At 51.8% G+C, this 18,397-nt stretch carries 13 protein-coding genes; 2 read left to right on the top strand and 11 right to left on the bottom strand.

What is annotated here, in order from left to right:
- Positions 1-7: 7 nt before the first annotated feature.
- The 7 genes from B212_RS0107315 to B212_RS0107285 form a co-directional block, all read right to left on the bottom strand.
- Positions 8-1,063, bottom strand: a complete 1,056-nt coding sequence (locus tag B212_RS0107315; protein ID WP_019909889.1) for an ABC transporter substrate-binding protein — start codon at positions 1,061-1,063, stop codon at positions 8-10.
- Positions 1,064-1,103: 40 nt separating this feature from the next.
- Positions 1,104-1,940 (bottom strand): ABC transporter permease, encoded by an 837-nt coding sequence (locus B212_RS0107310; RefSeq protein WP_019909887.1) that lies wholly within the window; start codon positions 1,938-1,940, stop codon positions 1,104-1,106.
- Positions 1,941-1,959: 19 nt separating this feature from the next.
- Positions 1,960-2,778, bottom strand: a complete 819-nt coding sequence (locus B212_RS0107305) for an ABC transporter permease (RefSeq protein WP_019909886.1) — start codon at positions 2,776-2,778, stop codon at positions 1,960-1,962.
- A complete protein-coding gene (locus tag B212_RS0107300) occupies positions 2,775-3,524 on the bottom strand; it encodes an ABC transporter ATP-binding protein (protein ID WP_036669045.1) in 750 nt (249 codons plus the stop codon). The genes B212_RS0107305 and B212_RS0107300 overlap by 4 nt, the downstream gene beginning before the upstream one ends.
- Before the next feature lie 376 nt (positions 3,525-3,900).
- Positions 3,901-5,112: an MFS transporter gene (locus tag B212_RS30970; RefSeq protein WP_019909884.1), complete on the bottom strand. Its 1,212-nt coding sequence runs from the start codon at positions 5,110-5,112 to the stop codon at positions 3,901-3,903.
- A 102-nt stretch (positions 5,113-5,214) separates the two neighbouring features.
- Positions 5,215-5,619: a large conductance mechanosensitive channel protein MscL gene (mscL, locus tag B212_RS0107290; protein WP_019909883.1), complete on the bottom strand. Its 405-nt coding sequence runs from the start codon at positions 5,617-5,619 to the stop codon at positions 5,215-5,217.
- Positions 5,620-5,697: 78 nt separating this feature from the next.
- Positions 5,698-6,909 carry a helix-turn-helix domain-containing protein gene (locus tag B212_RS0107285; RefSeq protein WP_019909882.1) on the bottom strand — a complete coding sequence of 404 codons (1,212 nt, stop codon included), beginning with the start codon at positions 6,907-6,909 and terminating at the stop codon, positions 5,698-5,700.
- Between the two features lie 161 nt (positions 6,910-7,070).
- Between B212_RS0107285 and B212_RS30965 the strand changes: the two genes are divergently transcribed.
- The gene (locus B212_RS30965; RefSeq protein WP_019909881.1) at positions 7,071-8,411 is read left to right on the top strand and encodes an MFS transporter; all 1,341 of its coding nucleotides are present in this window, start codon (positions 7,071-7,073) and stop codon (positions 8,409-8,411) included.
- Between the two features lie 983 nt (positions 8,412-9,394).
- Here B212_RS30965 and B212_RS0107275 read toward each other — a convergent pair.
- Positions 9,395-12,976, bottom strand: a complete 3,582-nt coding sequence (locus B212_RS0107275) for a collagen binding domain-containing protein (protein WP_019909879.1) — start codon at positions 12,974-12,976, stop codon at positions 9,395-9,397.
- A 347-nt stretch (positions 12,977-13,323) separates the two neighbouring features.
- Between B212_RS0107275 and B212_RS0107270 the strand changes: the two genes are divergently transcribed.
- Positions 13,324-14,079, top strand: a complete 756-nt coding sequence (locus B212_RS0107270) for a YwaF family protein (RefSeq protein WP_019909878.1) — start codon at positions 13,324-13,326, stop codon at positions 14,077-14,079.
- 81 nt (positions 14,080-14,160) lie between these two features.
- Here the strand turns inward: B212_RS0107270 and B212_RS0107265 are convergent, their stop codons facing one another.
- The 3 genes from B212_RS0107265 to B212_RS30960 form a co-directional block, all read right to left on the bottom strand.
- The gene (locus B212_RS0107265; protein ID WP_019909877.1) at positions 14,161-14,592 is read right to left on the bottom strand and encodes a peptidylprolyl isomerase; all 432 of its coding nucleotides are present in this window, start codon (positions 14,590-14,592) and stop codon (positions 14,161-14,163) included.
- Between the two features lie 131 nt (positions 14,593-14,723).
- A complete protein-coding gene (gene lysA / locus B212_RS0107260; RefSeq protein ID WP_019909876.1) occupies positions 14,724-16,058 on the bottom strand; it encodes a diaminopimelate decarboxylase in 1,335 nt (444 codons plus the stop codon).
- Between the two features lie 181 nt (positions 16,059-16,239).
- Positions 16,240-17,946 carry a spore germination protein gene (locus B212_RS30960; RefSeq protein WP_084673397.1) on the bottom strand — a complete coding sequence of 569 codons (1,707 nt, stop codon included), beginning with the start codon at positions 17,944-17,946 and terminating at the stop codon, positions 16,240-16,242.
- Positions 17,947-18,397: the final 451 nt, after the last annotated feature.

Genomic DNA, 18,397 nt, shown 5'->3' with positions numbered 1-18,397 from the left:
GTCCCCCTTATTGGATAATCCAATCTTCTATGCTGAAATCCTTCTTCGCCAGCTTCTCCCCTACGAGAAAATCCTTGGAGGCTGTAATACGTTCAATCCCTTGCGCAGACAGCCGCTCGGCCGGCAGACCTTCGATCGGAGCAATCTCCTTCAGCACCTCGGCCGGTGTACCGGTAGACTCGGACAACCATTTGTAATATTCATCCGGCTTCGCCTTAAGGTCCTCGTACGACTTATTCAGCGCCTCCCGCCATACGTTCTGGAAGCCCGGGAATTTGCTCAAATAATCCTCCGTTGTATATACAACGCTCACGCTCAGCAGACTCGGAATCTCCTTCGCTTCAGCCAGCAGCGGATTTCCATCCTTCAGCAGCTTGTAGCTTGAATAGAACGATTGGGCCCCCCCGTAGGCGTCGATCTCACCCCGCAGCAGAGCAGCCTCTGTGTCAGGGATACTATTGATGTTGATAATTTCCACATCCTTATCGAGGCCCTTCTCCTTCAGGTAGCCAACCAGGAAGCGGTACATTAACGAGCCCTTGACCACCGCGACCTTCTTGCCCTTCAGTTCCTCCACCGTCTGCGGGCCGTCCTTCCGGCCGATCAGTTGGGAATTAACCTCCGTGTTCGTAAAGTTGAGCAGCCGGGTAGCTGCACCATTTGAATGAGCCAGGATAGCAGGCGTATCGCCGGAATTCCCGAGATCAACTCGGCCGCTGATGACCGATTCATTGAGATCGGGACCGGTCTGGAACGGAACCAGCGCAACATTGGTGACGCCGTACTTCTTCAATTCCTCCTGAATAATACCGGTGTGGAAGCCCCAGCCCTCAATGCCGGCCGGCTGGTTGGTGCCGACAAAACCAAAGGTCAGTGTATCGGTCGAGGCGGCCGCAGACTCTACAGCTCCGGCAGATGGCTGCGCGGCGGAAGATTCACCTGCCGTCCCGCTCTCACCTTTGGCTCCGCAGGCCTGAAGTAACAGCGAGAGCAGAAACACAAGTGCCAAACCGGCCAGAGGCCATTTCGAGTGCGATACCGTTGCTTGCTTTTTAACTGACATGATTTATTCCCCCAAATTTTATTAGAATGTTTTCATTTCTTTACTGTCCGTTGAAGCTGCTTCTCCAGCCCAGCACCCTGCGCTCGACGGCAACCACGAACATGTCGATCAGCTTTCCGACTACAGCGAAAATAATGACGCCCACAAACACAATCTCCGGTTGGGAATTCTCCTGGGCATGGGCCATCAGGTAGCCGATGCCGCTCTGCGAGCCAAGCAGTTCTGCTACCACCAGTCCCAGCCAGCCGTAAGCAATGGACAGCCGCAAGCCCGCCAGTATGCCGGGCATCGAAGCCGGCAGCACAAGTCCCGTGAACTGTTTGTACCGCCCGTAGGCAAGTACACGGGTTACCTCGGCCAGCTTGGTATCTACCCCGCGGATGCTCTGCACCGTGCTCATATAGAGCGGAAAAAATGCACCCAGAGAAATAATGACAATCTTCGAGGTCTCACCGAACCCGAACCATAAAATAAATAGCGGTGCCGTTGCCAGACTTGGTGTCAGCCGAAGCAGTTGTATAGTAGGATTCAGAATTTTTCTGACCCAGGCGGACAATCCAACCACCGCTCCGAGCAGCAGCGCCGCCGCCGATCCATACACCACACCGGTTGCCGCCCGCAGCATACTGCGGCCCAGATGCACGAGCAGTTCGCCGGACAGGAGCAATCTGACGAACGCTTCAAATATGGCAGCCGGCGAAGGCAGCAGCAGCGGACTGACCCGGCCTGTGCTGCCCGCCCACTGCCAGACCATCAGGATCACCGCCGGCAGCAGCGCAGCCAGTATGAAATGAAGACCGAAGCCGCCGCGGGCCGGACCACGCCGCTTTGCAGACGGCAGCGATTCATTCCGAAGCAACTGCACTTGCTCACTCATATCTTTTCTCCTCTCTCTGTTAGCCGCTGAAGCTGTCGCGCCATCGCAACAAACGTCGTTCAAGGGCGGTAACAATCAGGTCTGTTATAATGCCAAGTACAGTGAACAATAAAATTCCGACGAAGACAGTAGACGTATCGCTCATTGCCCGGGCATCCATCATCAGGAAGCCCAGTCCGGAGCTTGAACCCATCATCTCCGCTACAACAAGGCTTCCCCAGGCAATGGCCAGCGACATCCTGACGCCAGTGATAATACCGGGCACCGACGCAGGCAGCACCAGACCTGTTATCTGCTTGAATCGGCTGTATCCGAGCACACGCGTCACCTCAAACAGCCTGCTGTCCGTCCCCCGTATCCCCAGAAACGTGTAAATATACAGCGGGAAAAAGCACCCTTTGGCAATCAGCATCATTTTGGAGGTCTCGCCGATGCCGAACCACAGCACAAACAAAAATGTAACCGAAATATGCGGAATCATACGGACCATTTGAATCGTTGAATTAAGCAGCTTCTCTGCAAGACGGGACAGTCCGACCAGCAGGCCCAGCGCAAGCCCGAGACCCGCTCCGATACCAAAGCCCGCCAGCATCCGGTACAAACTGATGGCGAAGTTGTCCGCAAGCACCCCCGAATTCCACATCCATACGAGCGATTCTGCAATCACCAGTGGAGAGGGAAAAAGCAGCGGAGAGATGACCTCCGCCTCGCTGAGCAACTGCCACAGCACCAGGAAGCTTACGGGAAAAAGCAATCCCCAGGTGATGTCTGCCAGCCGGCCTCTATAGCGCCATCTCTGCCTGCGCGCTTGCTCCGTAGAGACAGCCTCGTTTCTCATATGCCTGCACCCGCTTCACCCATTGTCAATTCATCGACCTGTTCGAATTCTCTTAACACCTTGTAGCGGAAATCCTGAAAGCCTGAGCCGGACTTTTTGCGCGGATAAGGCAAATCCACCGTCACGCGCTTCTTAATCTCACCGGGACGCGGCTTCAGAATGAGAATCGTGCTGCCCAGGAAAACCGCCTCATCAATGTCATGGGTTACAAAAATCATCGTCGTGCCATTGCGCCTCCAAATATCCAGCAGTACTTCCTGCATATGCGATCTGGTAAAAGCGTCCAGCGCCCCAAAGGGCTCATCCAGCAGTAAAATCTTCGGACTCCGCAGCAGCGCTCTCGCAATGGAGACCCGCTGTGCCATCCCCCCGGACAGCTCCTTCGGATAAGCCTTCTCGAAGCCCTTCAGCCTGACCAGCTCAATCAGCTCGTCAACACGGCGGCGAACCTCCGGGTCGCGCAGTGACAGGTCTGCAGCAATGTTTTTCTCCACTGTCAGCCACGGGAACAAACGCGGCTCTTGAAAAATAAAGCCTTTATCAATACCCGGACCGGTAATCGGCTCACCGGCAAGCCGGATGCTGCCCTGCTCTCCCTGCTCCAGCCCTGCAATGATCCGAAGCAGCGTGCTTTTGCCGCAGCCGCTTGGCCCAATAATCGTGACGAACTCCCCTTCCTGCACATCCAGCTCAATCCGGCGCAGAGCCTGAACGGATTTCCCGTCCATCGTAAAGCTTTTGTTCATCTCCCGGATTTCCAGCAACGCAGAGACTGCACCGATGATAACCACCCCTTTCTGCTTGTCAGGTTACATGTCTTACGGAGACCATTCGACAAATAACCAAGTAATCTAGTAGGAATATAGTGAAATTCTTGAGTGTACTCTATCACCGACTATTCCGATTGTCAATATAGGATTCATAATAATTACAGTGATTTTTTTCACAAAATAAACACTAGATAATGCGATTTTATGAACGACCGCGTAATGAACGCTTCTTTTTGCACACAATAAAACCGCCAAAATCCCTTGATATGACAGGGTTTTGGCGGTTCATTTTATCAGGGGCACTCTTTCTGCCCTGAAGGAAAATCACATATTCAGTTGTAGTGACCGTTCTTCATTCCCCAGTCTCCTTGCTTGGAGTTACGGCGAATAAGGACAGCATTCCACCGGCTGCCCCCACGGCGGCCATTGTGCCAAATAAGACCCAATGAGCCCGGTTCATCAGGAGCGAAACAACCGGCGGCCCCAGCGCAACCCCGATAAACCTCATACTGCTATAAAGGGAGGTGATCGTACCCCGGTTGTCTTTTTCAATACCCTCCGTAATTAATGCATCCATACAAGGCAAGACTGCCCCAATCCCAATGCCGCTAAGACATAAGAACCCTACAATAAAATAAATATTTTCGCCAAAGCAAGCAATGAACATTGCCGCAGTGAGCAGTGCCATTCCACCGAAGCCAAGCCATTTCATTACTATTTTATTCTTCCCGATGATCTTTCCGCTCCCGTAAGAAGCCAGGCACAGCAAGGCAAGGGGAATAGCCAGCACAAATCCTTTTGAGGCTCCATGAAGATTATGCTTTGCTTCCAGGGTCTCGGATAAATAGAACAGCACCCCGAAGGTTACAAACATACATATTCCGCCAATCGCGAATATTGCATACAGCCAGCGGCCCTTCTCATGCAAGATTTCTTTTATAGCGGTTAAAAATTGCCCAAGGCTCTTTTTGGCAGCCTGCCCGCCTGTCTTTGGTTTTTGAACAAGAAGCAGAACCAGCACAAAAGAAATCAGACAAAGGACCGGAATAGCTATAAAAGGCGCATACCACAGCAATGTACCCAAATAAGCACCCAGAATTGGACTTAATACCTTTCCGAAGGTATTGGAGGTTTCAATGATTCCCAAGCCTTTACTGACCTGCTTTTCATCCTTGAACAGATCCCCTACCAAAGGAAGTACAATCGGAAATGCGCCTGCTGCTCCAACCCCCTGAAGCAAACGCCCCCCCAGTATTATCCAATAAGCGATCCCCCCGGTAAAGAACCAGGCAGCTATAACACAGACCGTTCCACCTAAGGCAGCGAGGATGAGGCTGGGCAGAATCACGATTTTGCGTCCAAAACGGTCAGATAAATACCCGGCAATTGGAATCATCAGGATGGCTATAAGGCCATAAACGGTAATGATCATACTGACTTGAAAAGCATTGATACCCAGCTCTTTGGATATTTGCGGCAATACAGGAAGCAGCATGGAATTCCCAAGTGTCATAATCAGCGGAATAGAAGCCAGAGCAATCAATGCCCCTTTTATACCTTTCATGGAAAAACCACCTTATGTGAATTCACATCCTGCTTATTGTGAAATCTCAAGGCTGAATTTATTCACTCTGTACCCGGTTGTATTCAAAAAAATGCTGCTTCCTCACTCCGGGTCAGCTTCATTCCGCTTGCCGGCGCTGAGCAAATCACGAATTTCCGACAGCAAAGCCACCTCCGGTGTTGGTGCAGGCGCCTCAGCGACCTCTTCTTTTACCGTTTCCTTGCGCTTAAACCGGCTCGCCAGCTTGATGACCATAAAGATCGAGAAGGAGATGATAAAGAAATCAACAACAGACTGCAGGAATATCCCGTAATTGACACTCGCCTTTCCATAATGAAAATTAAGCCCCTTCAAATCTATGCCTCCAGTAAGGATACCGATAAGCGGCATAATGATGTCCGTAACCAGCGAAGAGACAATTTTACCAAAAGCCGCCCCAATCACTACCGCAACCGCCAGATCAAGCACATTTCCTTTCAGCGCAAAGCTTTTAAATTCCTTCCACATTCTCTATCCCTCCGAAATCCTGAATTTAAAGTTATTATAGCATTTCTGCAGACTTTTCAAGAAAAATTTAAGACAGGCTTAAGGGTGCAGCTCCAGGAAAGTGGCTTCGATAAACTGGGTGTATGCGGAAGGAGGATATTCTCTTACCCGTTCGTAAGCAATCTGCGACTGCTGGCGCGCCTCCTCCATCTTCCCGTGTCCGGCGTAGATTTTGGCTTTGTAGGCGTAAACGGTGAAAAAGCCTGCACGGTCCAGCGGATGGTAGGCATCATCAGGCAAAGTAACTTTGGAGAGATTCGCCAGCGCTTCCTCATCCCGCCCCAGATGATACAGGGCAATTCCGGTCTGAAGGTACCAGTTCGACTCATACCTGCTTCCCTTGATTTGAGGCCGAACCTGCTGTGCCAGCAACAATGCCTCTTCATAGCGCTGCTCCACATTAGCCTGTCTGATCTCGGACAGCCGGACAAGCTGTATTGACAAGTCATCCTCTGTAAGCTGCACATACAGCCCTGCTTTAACCAGGTACATTTTCGCCTCATCCAGATTCCCGGACAACTGGGCAAGATTGGACAACACGCGGTACAAATGGTCCGTTAAATAATAAACACCTTGCTCCCGTGACAGCTTAATTGCTTCGAGCGCAGCCTCCCGGCTCCCGTCATAGTCACCCAGCGCCGATAAAGTAACGCTGTGCGCATAATGGAGCTCAATTTCGAATAAAAAGTCGTTGCCGACTTTTTTGCTCACATAATCTTCCCTAAGACGGAGGATCAGCTCAAGACTGTCCTTGTACCTGCTTTGGGCGAACAGTAGCGCATAAGCCATATACTGGACTTTGACACTTTCCACATATAGATTGAACCGCTCATAGATCTCCACTGCCCGCTGAATCACCTCTTCCCAGCCATCCTCTCCTGTGTAATAACAGGCGTCCACGTAGAACTCCATCAGCCGGGCGGCATCCACAGTCATTGGCAGCTTCCCTTCCATAAGCGGTTTAACAGTGAGAACAATCGACTGGTAATTCTTTTGCTTATGCATGGCCTCAATGTCGCGGACCAGGCGGGGCAGGTCCCCGCTCTGCTCCTCTTCAAGGAAATAACCCGCATCCACTCCAAGCCGTGCAGCCAGTATTTGCAGACTGCGCATGGAAGGCAGCGCCCGGCCGTTTTCGATTTGGCTGAGCATACTTTTGGTCATGTCTTCTCCGGCCAGGTCACTCTGCGTAAGCCCCTTGGTTCTGCGCAAATGCTTGACTTTATCTCCTAGCGTTAGTTTGGTTGTCATATGAGTGCCATCCTTTTGTCCGTCTTAATCTCCAGTATAGCGTACCAGTAAGCTCTATAAAAGTTAAGTTAAATAATATTAAACTTTATGTTGCGAAATTAGCTCTTCGAGTTTAAAATAAGTTTAATTAAATTTAACTTTTGTTGAATGGAGTGATTCACATGAGCACTAAAAACGCTATTTTCCCGTCGCCAAGCAACCGGAATATGCTCCTGTTCTTCGCCGGCAAGCTGGCCTCCATGCTGGGCTCCGGAATGTATACCTTTGTAGTAGGGTTATATATCCTGAACCTCACAGGCTCCGGCGGAAGCTTCGCCATTACAATGGTATGCGGGCTGCTGCCCCGGATTCTGCTCGCGCCTTTCGCCGGTGTGATGGCAGACCGGATGAACCGCCGCATGCTGCTGATCTGCTCTGACCTTGCTGCCGTACTTACGCTGCTGCTTGCTTTTCTGACCGTCTCTGTTGAAGGCGTCTCTCTGATTCCCATCTACGCCTCTTTGGTTCTGCTGGCCATATGCTCCACCTTCTACGGAATCTCCGTCTCTTCCTCCCTGATGCAGCTTGTGGATGAAGACCAGATCCAGCGCGCCGGCTCACTCAATCAAATCGCCGGCTCCATCGGCAACCTGCTCGCCCCCGTACTAGGCGGCATGCTGTACGCCATCGTCTCCCTGAAGCTGTTCATGCTGCTGAATGCAGCCGGCTTCGCCGTTTCAACCCTTATGAGCTGCGGACTGCGGTTCAAGCCAACTGTGGATACGGCAGATCACGGCGAAACCTCCCATTCGGCAGCGGAAGAGCCAGCCCCGCAGGTACGCTCACATGTGCTCGCAGAGTTGCGGGACAGTCTTGCCGGGGGCATCTCCTATGTTTTTAAAATGCCCATCATCCGCGCTGTAATTATTATCGTGTTCTGGGTCAATTTTTTCGTCGTATCCCTAGATATTGTGCTGCCCTATGTCGCTATACAGCTTCTCTCGCTCACTTCCGGGCAATATGGCATAATTGAGGCCATGCTGGGAGCGGGCATGCTGACTATGTCCCTGCTGCTGACCGTCCGCCGTCAAAGCAACAATCCCACCGGCTCCCTGATTCGGGGCCTGTGCACACTTGGTCTGCTGTTCCTCGGCATGGCGTTTCCTCTGGTATTTTCCATTAGCAGCACTTCCGCTTTTATTCTCCTGCTTGTACTGATGTTTCTTGTCGGCGTCACGGTGATGAATATCAATATTCCAATTCAGGTCTATTTGCAGCAAATAATTGAAGAGGAGTATCGCGGACGGGTGTTCGCCGTTGCCGAGACAGCATCCGGGGCAATCGCGCCGCTTGGGATGATTCTGTTCGGAGTACTCGTGGACCGGATTCCGTCCGAGTTCCTGTTGCTGGCTTCCGGATTAGCAATTCTAGTTGTCACTCTGCTGGGACGGAGAGGACTTAAGAGCGGCAGCGAGCAGGAGGCAGTGCAGAAACGCGAAGCCGAGGCACGGCTTCATGCCTGAGGGCCATCGCCTGCTGCACGGGCAATGCAGGCCGGCGGGAAAACCGCCGGGCTGAAAGCAGGCGGCGGGAGTGCCCCTTAGCCTCGCGGAACAAGCGGCCGCTGGCTTCTATCAACGGCAGTTTTGACGTTGTCCCGGGCTAGCCGAGGGCTCAGCTTCTATCAACGGCAGTTCTGACGTTGTCCCCGGGCTAGCTGGTAGATCGGCTTCTATCAACGGCAGCTCTGACGTTGTTCCGGGCTAGCCGGTGGTTCGGCTTCTAACAACGGCATTTCTGACGTTGTTCCTGCGCTGGCAACAGCTATTCTTCCCCTAGCAACCCACTGCCCCATTGAACATAGGCCTCGAGTATAATTCATGTGCTAGCTAGTACATATCAGTTCTACATCTGCGGCTTAGGACAGAGCCTTCGTGGTTGGGTGGGAGTGGCATTCGTCGATATCCATCCTCCTGTTCCTTACGGACCGAAAAGCCCCTATCTTCCCGAAAAGGATACATTTAGCCGGGCTAACGGACTGTAACGCGCTTATCGCCACTCCGGCAGGTACATTTGGGGTGAATGTTTATCCATAAAGGCTCTGGAGTCCGTTCACTTGCGGAAAAATGACTTCCAGTGGAAATAAGAGCGGCTCGGTCCGTTTACAAGCATACAACCAGACAACCAGACAACCAGACAAGCAGGCAAGCAGGCAAGCAGGCAGACTCTTCCGATCAGGAAATGATTCTGTTCGTGGAGCCTGATACGACACGCCTGCAATGGGTTCTCCACGCCTAATTTGTTCGGAGGAGAACCGTTTGAACTCCTACATGTATAGTCTGACGATCTAGTAGCTTTGCCTAATATCCACCAAAGGGGGCTTGGGTAAACCGCATAGCAGGTGGTCTTTTGATTCCCACGCTTCGCGTGCTCATCAGGCTGAAGCCCGCCAAAAAAAGAGCACACAGCAGATGATCTGCCGCGTGCTCTTTAGCTAGCAAATGGTCTATTCTTTAGACCGTTTGAATACCCGGCTGAGAATAAAGCCGGCAAGAATCAGTCCAAGACCTGCCAGATAGATCGGCATCGGGCTGCTTTCTCCGGTCTGCGGCAGCTTGCCTCCGGTCTCTGGCAGCTTGCCGCCGCTTGCAGGGTCTTTAACGGCGCCTACCGGAACCTCATCATCGTCAATTTCAACCCCATTATCTGCTGGCGGTGTTGGTGAAACCGTTGGTGAAACCGTTGGTGAAACCGTCGGTGCAGCCGTCTGAGCAGCACCGGCAGGAACAGGATCATCATTAATAATTACTCCGGGGATCTGGGAAGCTCCCGGTGTTGGTGCGACAGTACCGACAGGACTCACCGCAGTGGGTGCTGCAGTAGGTGTGGGAGACGGTGTTGCAGGCGCTCCCGGCGTTGGTGCCACAGTAGGAACTGCACTCGATCCTGGTGACGCAGACACTACCGGCGTTGCCGACACTACCGGTGATGCCGATACTTCCGGTGATGCCGACACTACAGGCGTTGCTGACGCTATCGGTGATGCCGATACTTCCGGTGATGCCGATACTACTGGCGTTGCCGACGCTATCGGTGACGCTGACGGCGTTGGTGTTGGCGTCGGAGTCGGCGTTGCCAGCTTCGTATTGAGCACAGTCAGGTTGATATTGGCCGAAGAGCCGATAGTAACCGGGTACTCTTTGGTATCGAGCGCATACCCTTCCGGGGCCTCCTTCTCAATCAGGATATAATTGCCCAGCCACAGATTATTGAACACCGCATTGCCGGCGGCATCGGTAGTCCGGGTGTTGACAAGCACCCGTTCCGCAGCGTTCAGTCGGTATAGCTCAAAGGTTGCGCCGCTAAGCGCAAGCTGATTATCAGCAGCGTCCAGCTTATGAACAGTCAAGGTTCCACGGACACCGCTGCCTGTTCCCGAGCCGCTGGAGACACCTACAATAACTTCTTTGGTCGTATACTTGGTTCCCCATGCGATATTAATACCGTCGAAAAACACTGAATTGACCAGCTTATCGCCTGAGTTCGCAACGATTAGCGATTGATACTCCAGGATATAAGCGGAGTTGATATCATGCAGGAAGCTGAGCACGAAGCTCTGCTTGCCATCCGCATCCATACTGATGTTCAACGTATAATCGGCATCCTTCACCAGTTCAGCTCCGCTTTTTGTCACCTCTCCGTTCGCTGCAGCCGCAGCAGGATAGAGGTGGAGGGAAGCAGGCAGCAGAATCTGATTGGAGCTGGGATAATCCCTGACTACTGCATTTTTTACATAAGACTGCGTGCGGTTGATCGTAATCGTCCAATCCAGTTTGTCGCCATTTTGCCGGCCTTCTTTATGGACATATTCATCTCCGTGGGGGATGTTCACAGATGCGGTCAGATTCTTGGAGACTTTCTTCGCACCATCCAGCAGCTTAGCCGTATTGAAGACTGAAGTGCCCACCAACTGTCCTTCAAGACTTGTTTTGAAAACAATATAATACGGTGAGCTGATAGGCTCCGCAAATACTACCTTAAGCTCATTGCCGCTCACGCTGTACGAAAAAGCGCTGCTGCTGACTTCGGAGCCCTGCGAAGGATCGCCTTTGGCATTGACATTCATATTGTAGACTTTAAGCGAGCCTGGGACCAGGGATTGCCCCGAATTCAGGATATCTGTGACATTTGGAGCAGCAATTTCTTTGCTGTTGTAATTGACGCCTACGGTCCAGGTGATTTCTTTGGCGGAAGCATTGTAGTTCCCCGCTTTGAAGCCGTTGTTCTTCATTTCAGAACGGGGAATAAATAATCCCTGGGCTTCTGTCCAAAGAGGCGGACCCTCAATATCCTTCCAGTCTACTCGTGCGTTGTTGATAAAATTATCGGTGTTGCCGTTTAACCAGTCATTGTTGAACTGCGTTGTATAAGTGATGGTATAAGTATCTCTGATCGGCGAAGCAAACTTCAGCTTGAACCCGGCATTGGGCTGCACCGGCGTACTATATTCCAGGGTATAGGCTGAAGCATTCAGCACCGTACCTAAGAGGTCCCTTACAACCAGCGTTCCCGGAACGAACTTCAATCCCCCTTGCGGGAAGGAGTCCGTAACCGCGACTTCTCTCATCGGATAATTATCGCCGTTCACAGTGATTTTCCAGACTGCTGTCTTATTCTTATAATCTATACCGGACAAGTTCTTATAAATAATTGCCGGACGGATCAGTTGTTTCGCCTCAGCGCTGTAGGTGCTGTCCGATACTGTGTTGGTGATGGTTGTGTCTTTGAATACGCGGCTCTGCGATATAGTCTGATATTCAATCCGGTAAGCTGAAGAAATACCGCCTGTGAACTCCAGCTTGAAGCCGTTCTTACCGACAATGCCAAGCCCTGTTATAGTGTAGTCCACATTATTTACAAGAGGAGTACCCTTTGTGGCTGTCCCGGCAGCATCCAGGGTTACCGGATAGACTACTACTGTACCTATCGCAAGCCTTTGTGAAGCGTCGAATAAATCCTTTAGAACCGCGCTGCCTTGCGGGATTTTCTTGTTGTTGTAATTGTACTCGATTGCCCAGAAAACGGTCTGGCTGCCCCAATCATAGGCGGTTGCCATTTTTTTGAGGCTTCCGCCGCGCTCAACCGTTACCGTTGCCGAGGAGCTTACAGGATCACGTCCATCTCCCGTAAACGCTGCCGTGTTGGTGAAGCTCGACCGTGAGTCATCCACAATCGCTGTGGTATAAGCAATCCGGTAAGCACTGCCTATCACAGGATCGGTAAAATTCACGGTAAGCTTCCCGCCGGAAACCTCAGCCGTATATTTGCTGCTGTCAAGCAGAGCGCCTACAGTAACCGTACCATCGAGCTGAACTCCAAGCTGATACACTGCAAGGGTAACCGTACTGTCCAAAGACAAACCGGACGGGATCGGGTCGGTGACAACAGCGTTTGCTACATGCTCCAGCTTCTTGTTGACATCAACGGTCCACTGAATATGGTCTGCATTGAAGCCGCTGGACACACCCTTCTTCTCAATCGTCGAGCCAACGGACGGCTTGAAGATGACCGTTACCGTCTGTATCCCGCCGCCCACAGGGAACTGGATCTCCTGCACCGTGCTTCCGGTAATTACCTGTTTATCAAATTTCGTATTGATGCTAAGCGTTCCCTGTACGTTGTCATGCGTTTCAATGTAGTTATTGAAGGTCATGACCACCTGGTGTGTAGACTGGCTTACACTGAAGCTGCCTACCTCGCCATCATCCGAAACCAGTGGTCCGCTGATGTCATTAAACAGTTCGAATTGTGCGGGGATCTGAAAGGTAAAGGTGTCTCCGGCGCTATAGCCATGGCCGTTTGGAAGAGACCAGGTATAGTCCAGCTTGACATTCGCCCCCACCTCATACACATTGTCTGTAACAGTCTGTCCATCCGCCCCGTACACCGCCATGGAGACACTGGTAATGATGTCTCTATCATTTTCAATGGGTGCTGCCTTAACTTGCGTAGTAAATCCTATGCCGTATGCATATTGCACAAACAGCATAAGGATTACGACGGCCATGCTTAATCTTTTTTTCACCATTTACTAAAAGCCCCCGTTCCCCAAAATATTGTGGGATTCAATGAATCCTGCTTGCAGCTCATCCCCTCTGAATACACATAGGTATGTTCAGAAAACGGCCAGAATACCAAAGGTCTTATGAAGATCACCGCCGAATGCCCCTGTAGAGACATACTCCGCTAAAAGGCCAGTTATGTATTCTGGAAATTCTACGTTCATCTTATGAGAAATTTGTATCTGATCCTGTTCTGGCCAGAGTCTGCGATATATACTTATATCACCTAAGGATAGATCTTTAGAATCAGAAAATCTTAAAATTCGGATAATTATTTTTTGGTAATATTTTTTTAGGCCTAAGGAGGCAGTTTGTGGACTTTAAATCTTTCTTTAACCGGCAGCACGATACTGATTTCATCATGTTCTCCCCCTCGCATCTCATTGCCCTGTCTTTAGTCGCATGTTTCGGTCTGCTGCTCTATGGGGCGCGTTTTACGCTTCGCTCACATTCTGGTTCAAGGAGATTCATCCGGCGGCTGCTGGTGGTCATCCTGCTGTTGTCAGAGGGAACACTGCAAATCTGGTACATTTCCCAGGACATGTGGAAGAAAGACGCGTCCCTGCCGCTGGAGCTGTGCGGAATCACGCTGCTTCTCTCTATCGTTATGCTGCTTACCCGCAGCCGCCTGCTCTATTCCTTTCTTTATTTTGCCGGCATTGGCGGCGCATTCATTGCGCTCATTACACCAAACTTGGTGTATCCATTCCCGCATTTCCGCTTCCTGCTGTTCTTCATCGCCCACGGTGCGATCATCCTGGCTTCGCTGTATATGACCTGGGTCGAAGGCTATAGGCCAACCTGGAAGTCACTGTTCTTTACGATGCTCTGCCTCAATATTGTCGCTGCCGCGGTCTATGCCGCCGATAGAATCCTGGGGTCCAACTACATGTTCCTGGCGCATAAGCCGAGCACTTTTTCCGTGCTGGATTATTTTGGCCCTTATCCGTATTATCTGCTGGTGGAGGAGGCGTTTGCTTTTGCAGTCTTTGTGACGATGTATCTGGTGTTCTTCCGGCTGCCGAAGTGGTTCAGCACCCGCCATGAGCACCGGAGAAGGATATTGTAAGAAAAGCACGCACAAAAACAGCAGGCCCCCATACCGGAGACCTGCTGTCTTTGTCCTGCTTATTTTGCTATTTAGTGAAAATTAAGCTTCGATAATTTCCACTGAAGTCATTTTGTCGCGTCCTTTGAAAGCATCTACTTGGTCCATGCCGTCAACCACTTTGCCGAATACAGTGTGAACGCCGTCAAGATGTGGCTGTGGCGCGTAGCAGATGTAGAACTGGCTTCCGCCTGTGTTTTTGCCGGCATGTGCCATAGCAAGCGTTCCGCGTTCATGCTTGTTCGGGTTGATCTCACAGTCGATGGTGTAGCCAGGGCCACCAGAGCCTGTACCATTTGGACAGCCGCCTTGAGCTACGAATCCAGGGATTACGCGGTGGAAAACCAGACCGTTGTAGAAACCGTCTTTAGCCAGCTTTTCGAAGTTGGCTACTGTATTGGGAGCATCCTTTTCGAACAGATCCAGCAGCACTACGCTGCCATTTTCAAGAGTAATTTTCGCTTGCTTTGCCATATGTAAATGACCCCTTTCGGAATTTCAGATGTTGAACACTTTTCTTAGTGTACTATGAAATCACGCACAAAGCAAAGCAGACGGGAGTTCTCCCGCCTGCTGTTTTGCGCTTCGTATCTGCTACTGCAAATCTATTTCACAACCGCCTGCTTCGCAATGCGGGCCGGTACAATATCGTTGGCGACAATGTCCTGGTGGCTCTCACGGCGCACGACAAGGTCGCTTTGCCCGTTCTGGACGAAGACTACCGCCGGACGGCGAATCCGGTTATAGTTGCTGGCCATGGAATAGTTGTACGCACCGGTGCAGGCTACAGCGAGCAGATCCCCGCTCTCCACCTTCGGAAGCTCCACGTCCCAGATCAGCATATCTCCGCTTTCGCAGCATTTGCCGGCAATCGAAACGGTCTCTTCATTCGCTTCGGTAGCACGGTTGGCGAGCAGCGCCTCGTATTTGGATTCATAAAGCGCCGGACGCGGGTTGTCAGTCATGCCGCCGTCAACAGCAACGTATTTACGTACGCCGGGAATTTCTTTGCTTGTGCCAACGGTATACAGCGTAGTTCCGGCATCGCCCACAATACTGCGCCCCGGCTCTACCCAGATTTGCGGCAGCGTCTCGTTGATCCCTGTAAAATGCTTCTTCACCGCGCCTGTGATCGCCGCTACATATTCGGATACCTGCAGCGGGGTATCCCCTTCCACATAGCGGATACCGAAGCCCCCGCCAAGGTTCACTACGCGGAATTGAACGCCTAGATCTTCTTTTACTTTACGGGTAAAGTCGGCAATCCGCTCAACCGCCAGCTCAAAGCCTTCCGTTTCAAAAATCTGCGAGCCGATGTGCGAATGAACGCCCAGAAGATGCAGATTGCTTTTGCCGGAAGCCAAACGCACTGCTTCTTCTGCGGAGCCGTTGCCGATATCGAAGCCGAACTTCGAATCGGTCTGTCCTGTTGAAGCGTAAGCATGATGCGCATGCGCCTCCACCCCAGGCGTGACGCGGAGCAGAATATTCACAGTCACTTCCTTGCGCAGGGCAATGGCCTGCAGCATGCCAAGCTCAACCAGATTGTCGGCTACGAAGCAGCCGATTCCGGCATCAATCGCCATTTCGATCTCATCAGGTGTCTTATTGTTGCCGTGGAAGTGAATGCGCTCAGCCGGAAATCCGGCTTGCAATGCGGTATACAGCTCTCCATCAGATACAACGTCCAGCGACAAGCCCTCTTCGTCAGCAACCCGGCACATCGCCATTACTGAAAAAGCTTTGCTCGCGTAGGCAACCTGAAATTCAAGTCCGGATGCTGCAAAAGCGTCCATATATTCGCGGCAGCGGCGCCGGATCAATTGCTCGTCCACTATATACAGCGGGGTACCGTACTCCGCCTTCAAATCTGCAACATCGCATCCGCCGATCTCCAAATGCCCACTATCATTAATTCGGCTCGTCCCGTGTAAAAACATTTTGCGCAGTCCTCCAATTTCTGTGGAAACTCAAATTCCACCCTGTCTAGTGTATGTTTTGTGGTCCCGAAGTGTTCCTTTCAGTCTGAAATGAACGCTTACGGGGCTATTTAGTGTATTCAGTATAGCAGACAGAGGGAACGCCATAGAATGGACTAATTTGCAGTTGATTTGTATTTTCCTACGATTTGTTTTTATTCCCCGCGTTAGGCGGCATCCGTGTGTTATCTCTGGTTTTGTTGAAGGAAGGCCTTGTTAGGGAGGTCAGCACCGGGCGGCGCAGGATGATCTCACCCATCGCCTTTGCATTAAACGGTATAAATGGCCACAAATAAGATGAATTATAGGAACGGTGTGTGGTCAGCAGAATTATCAGCAGCGTAGTGCCGATCATGAATCCCTGCACCTGAAACGCAGCTACGGCAAGCAGTAGGGCAAGCCTGACAATCCGGTTCGCCAGCCCCAGCTCATAGCTAGGTGTTGCGAACATGCCTATGGAGGCGACCGCCATATAGAGCACCACTTCGTTAACGAAGAGACCGGTCTTTACAGCGATGTCCCCTACCAGTATTGCGGCAATTAAGCCCATCGCTGAGCCTAGCGGAGTTGGTGTATGCACCGCAGCCATGCGCAAGAGATCAACCCCAAGCTCGACGATGAGGAATTGGGCGAGGATCGGGATTCTGGCCATTTTCTGCGGTCCGATAAAATCCAGCGCCGCCGGTTTCAGCTCGGGATGGATGACAAGCAGCATCCAGAGCGGCAGCAGGAACATCGAAGCAAAGATCCCGATAAACCGCACCCAGCGCAGATAAGTCCCCATAAAAGGGGTCTGGCGGTTCTCCTCCGCATGCTGGCAGAGATCAAAGAACGTTGTCGGCAGAACCATGACGCTGGGCGAAGTGTCGACAAAAACCACCACCCGGCCTTCCAGCAAATGCGAAGCGACAACATCGGGGCGCTCCGAATAACGGACCATCGGATACGGATTCCATCCCCCGCCGACAATTGCCTCTTCAAGCTGCTTGTCCGCCAGCGGGATGCCGTCGATATCGAGGCTTTTAATTTTATCGGTAACGGCCTGTACCTGGGTTTTGTCAACAATATCGTCAATATAGGCTACGCAGACATCGGTTCGCGTCCTACGGCCAACCTGGTGCAGCTCATATTTTAATCCGGGATCACGCACCCGTCTTCTGACCAGCGCGACATTGCTCAGAAGTGTCTCTGTGAATCCGTCGCGCGAACCGCGCACCACCCGTTCAATGGAGGGCTCATCAGGATTTCTTGCAGGATAGATGCGCGTATCCATTATAATAACTTCTGTTTCCCCTTCGATAAAGAAGACGCTCATACCCGCCAGATATTTGTTAAGACTCTCGCTCAGAATGTCGCCTTTTTCCACCTGAATATGGGGAATGTATTCGTTCATGAAGCTGATCAGCATATCGGTATTAATATTCTCCGGCGTCAGATAGGATAAGCGCTTCAGGACTTCAGCGATGATCGTATCCTTGGCAAATCCGCTGATGCATAGCAATGCCGTCCTGCGCCCGCAGAAGGTCATCTCGCGGAATATCACATCAAAGGAGGAGCCCAGGCCCAGCACCTCGGTGAGTGTTTTTTTCGTTGCCTCAAGATGAGGCGAAATTTGATCATTGCCCTGCCAGTAAATAATCGACTGCTCCAGGGAATCGGACTCCTCATTGTCGCGTTTCTGTTGCAGCGGATCTTTATTCTTGTTGTCTGCCGCCCCGGCCTTCCCGGTTTTCTTTTTGCTTTGCTTGGGTTTATCCGGCTGCTGCGCCTGGTCCTTAGCTGACTTCCCCGGCTGTGCCTGCTGCGCTGTTGACCCGGAGTCTGAATCTGGATCAGATTCATCTTCCATATCTTCGTCGTCTCCGAATAATCTGGCAAAAAAACCTTTTTTGCCACTCTCCGGCTCCCCGGTTCCCAGTTCCCCGGCAGCTTCCGTGTCCTGCTTGCCGGGGCTGGTGCCGGCGTGCGCCGGCCCTCCTGCCTGTGCGTCAGCTCCGGTGTCTGGACCTTGATCAGCTCCTGCTGTTGCGTCAGCTCCAGCCTTTGACCCTTGATCAGCTCCTGCTGTTGCGTCAGCTCCAGCCTTTGACCCTTGATCAGCTCCTGCTGTTGCGTCAGCTCCAGCGTTTGACCCTTGATCAGCTCCTGTTGTTGCGTCAGCTCCAGCCTTTGACCCTTGATCAGCTCCTGTTGTTGCGTCAGCTCCAGCGTTTGCCCCGTCGCCAGCTTCAGCTTCTGGCGCATCGCCGCCCTCCTCGTCGTCCGTTTCTTCATCGTCACCGAACAGTCTGGCCAGGAAT

The organism is Paenibacillus sp. HW567, assembly GCF_000374185.1.
GTDB lineage: Bacteria > Bacillota > Bacilli > Paenibacillales > Paenibacillaceae > Paenibacillus_AQ.
This window is presented reverse-complemented; position numbering and strand designations above follow the sequence as displayed.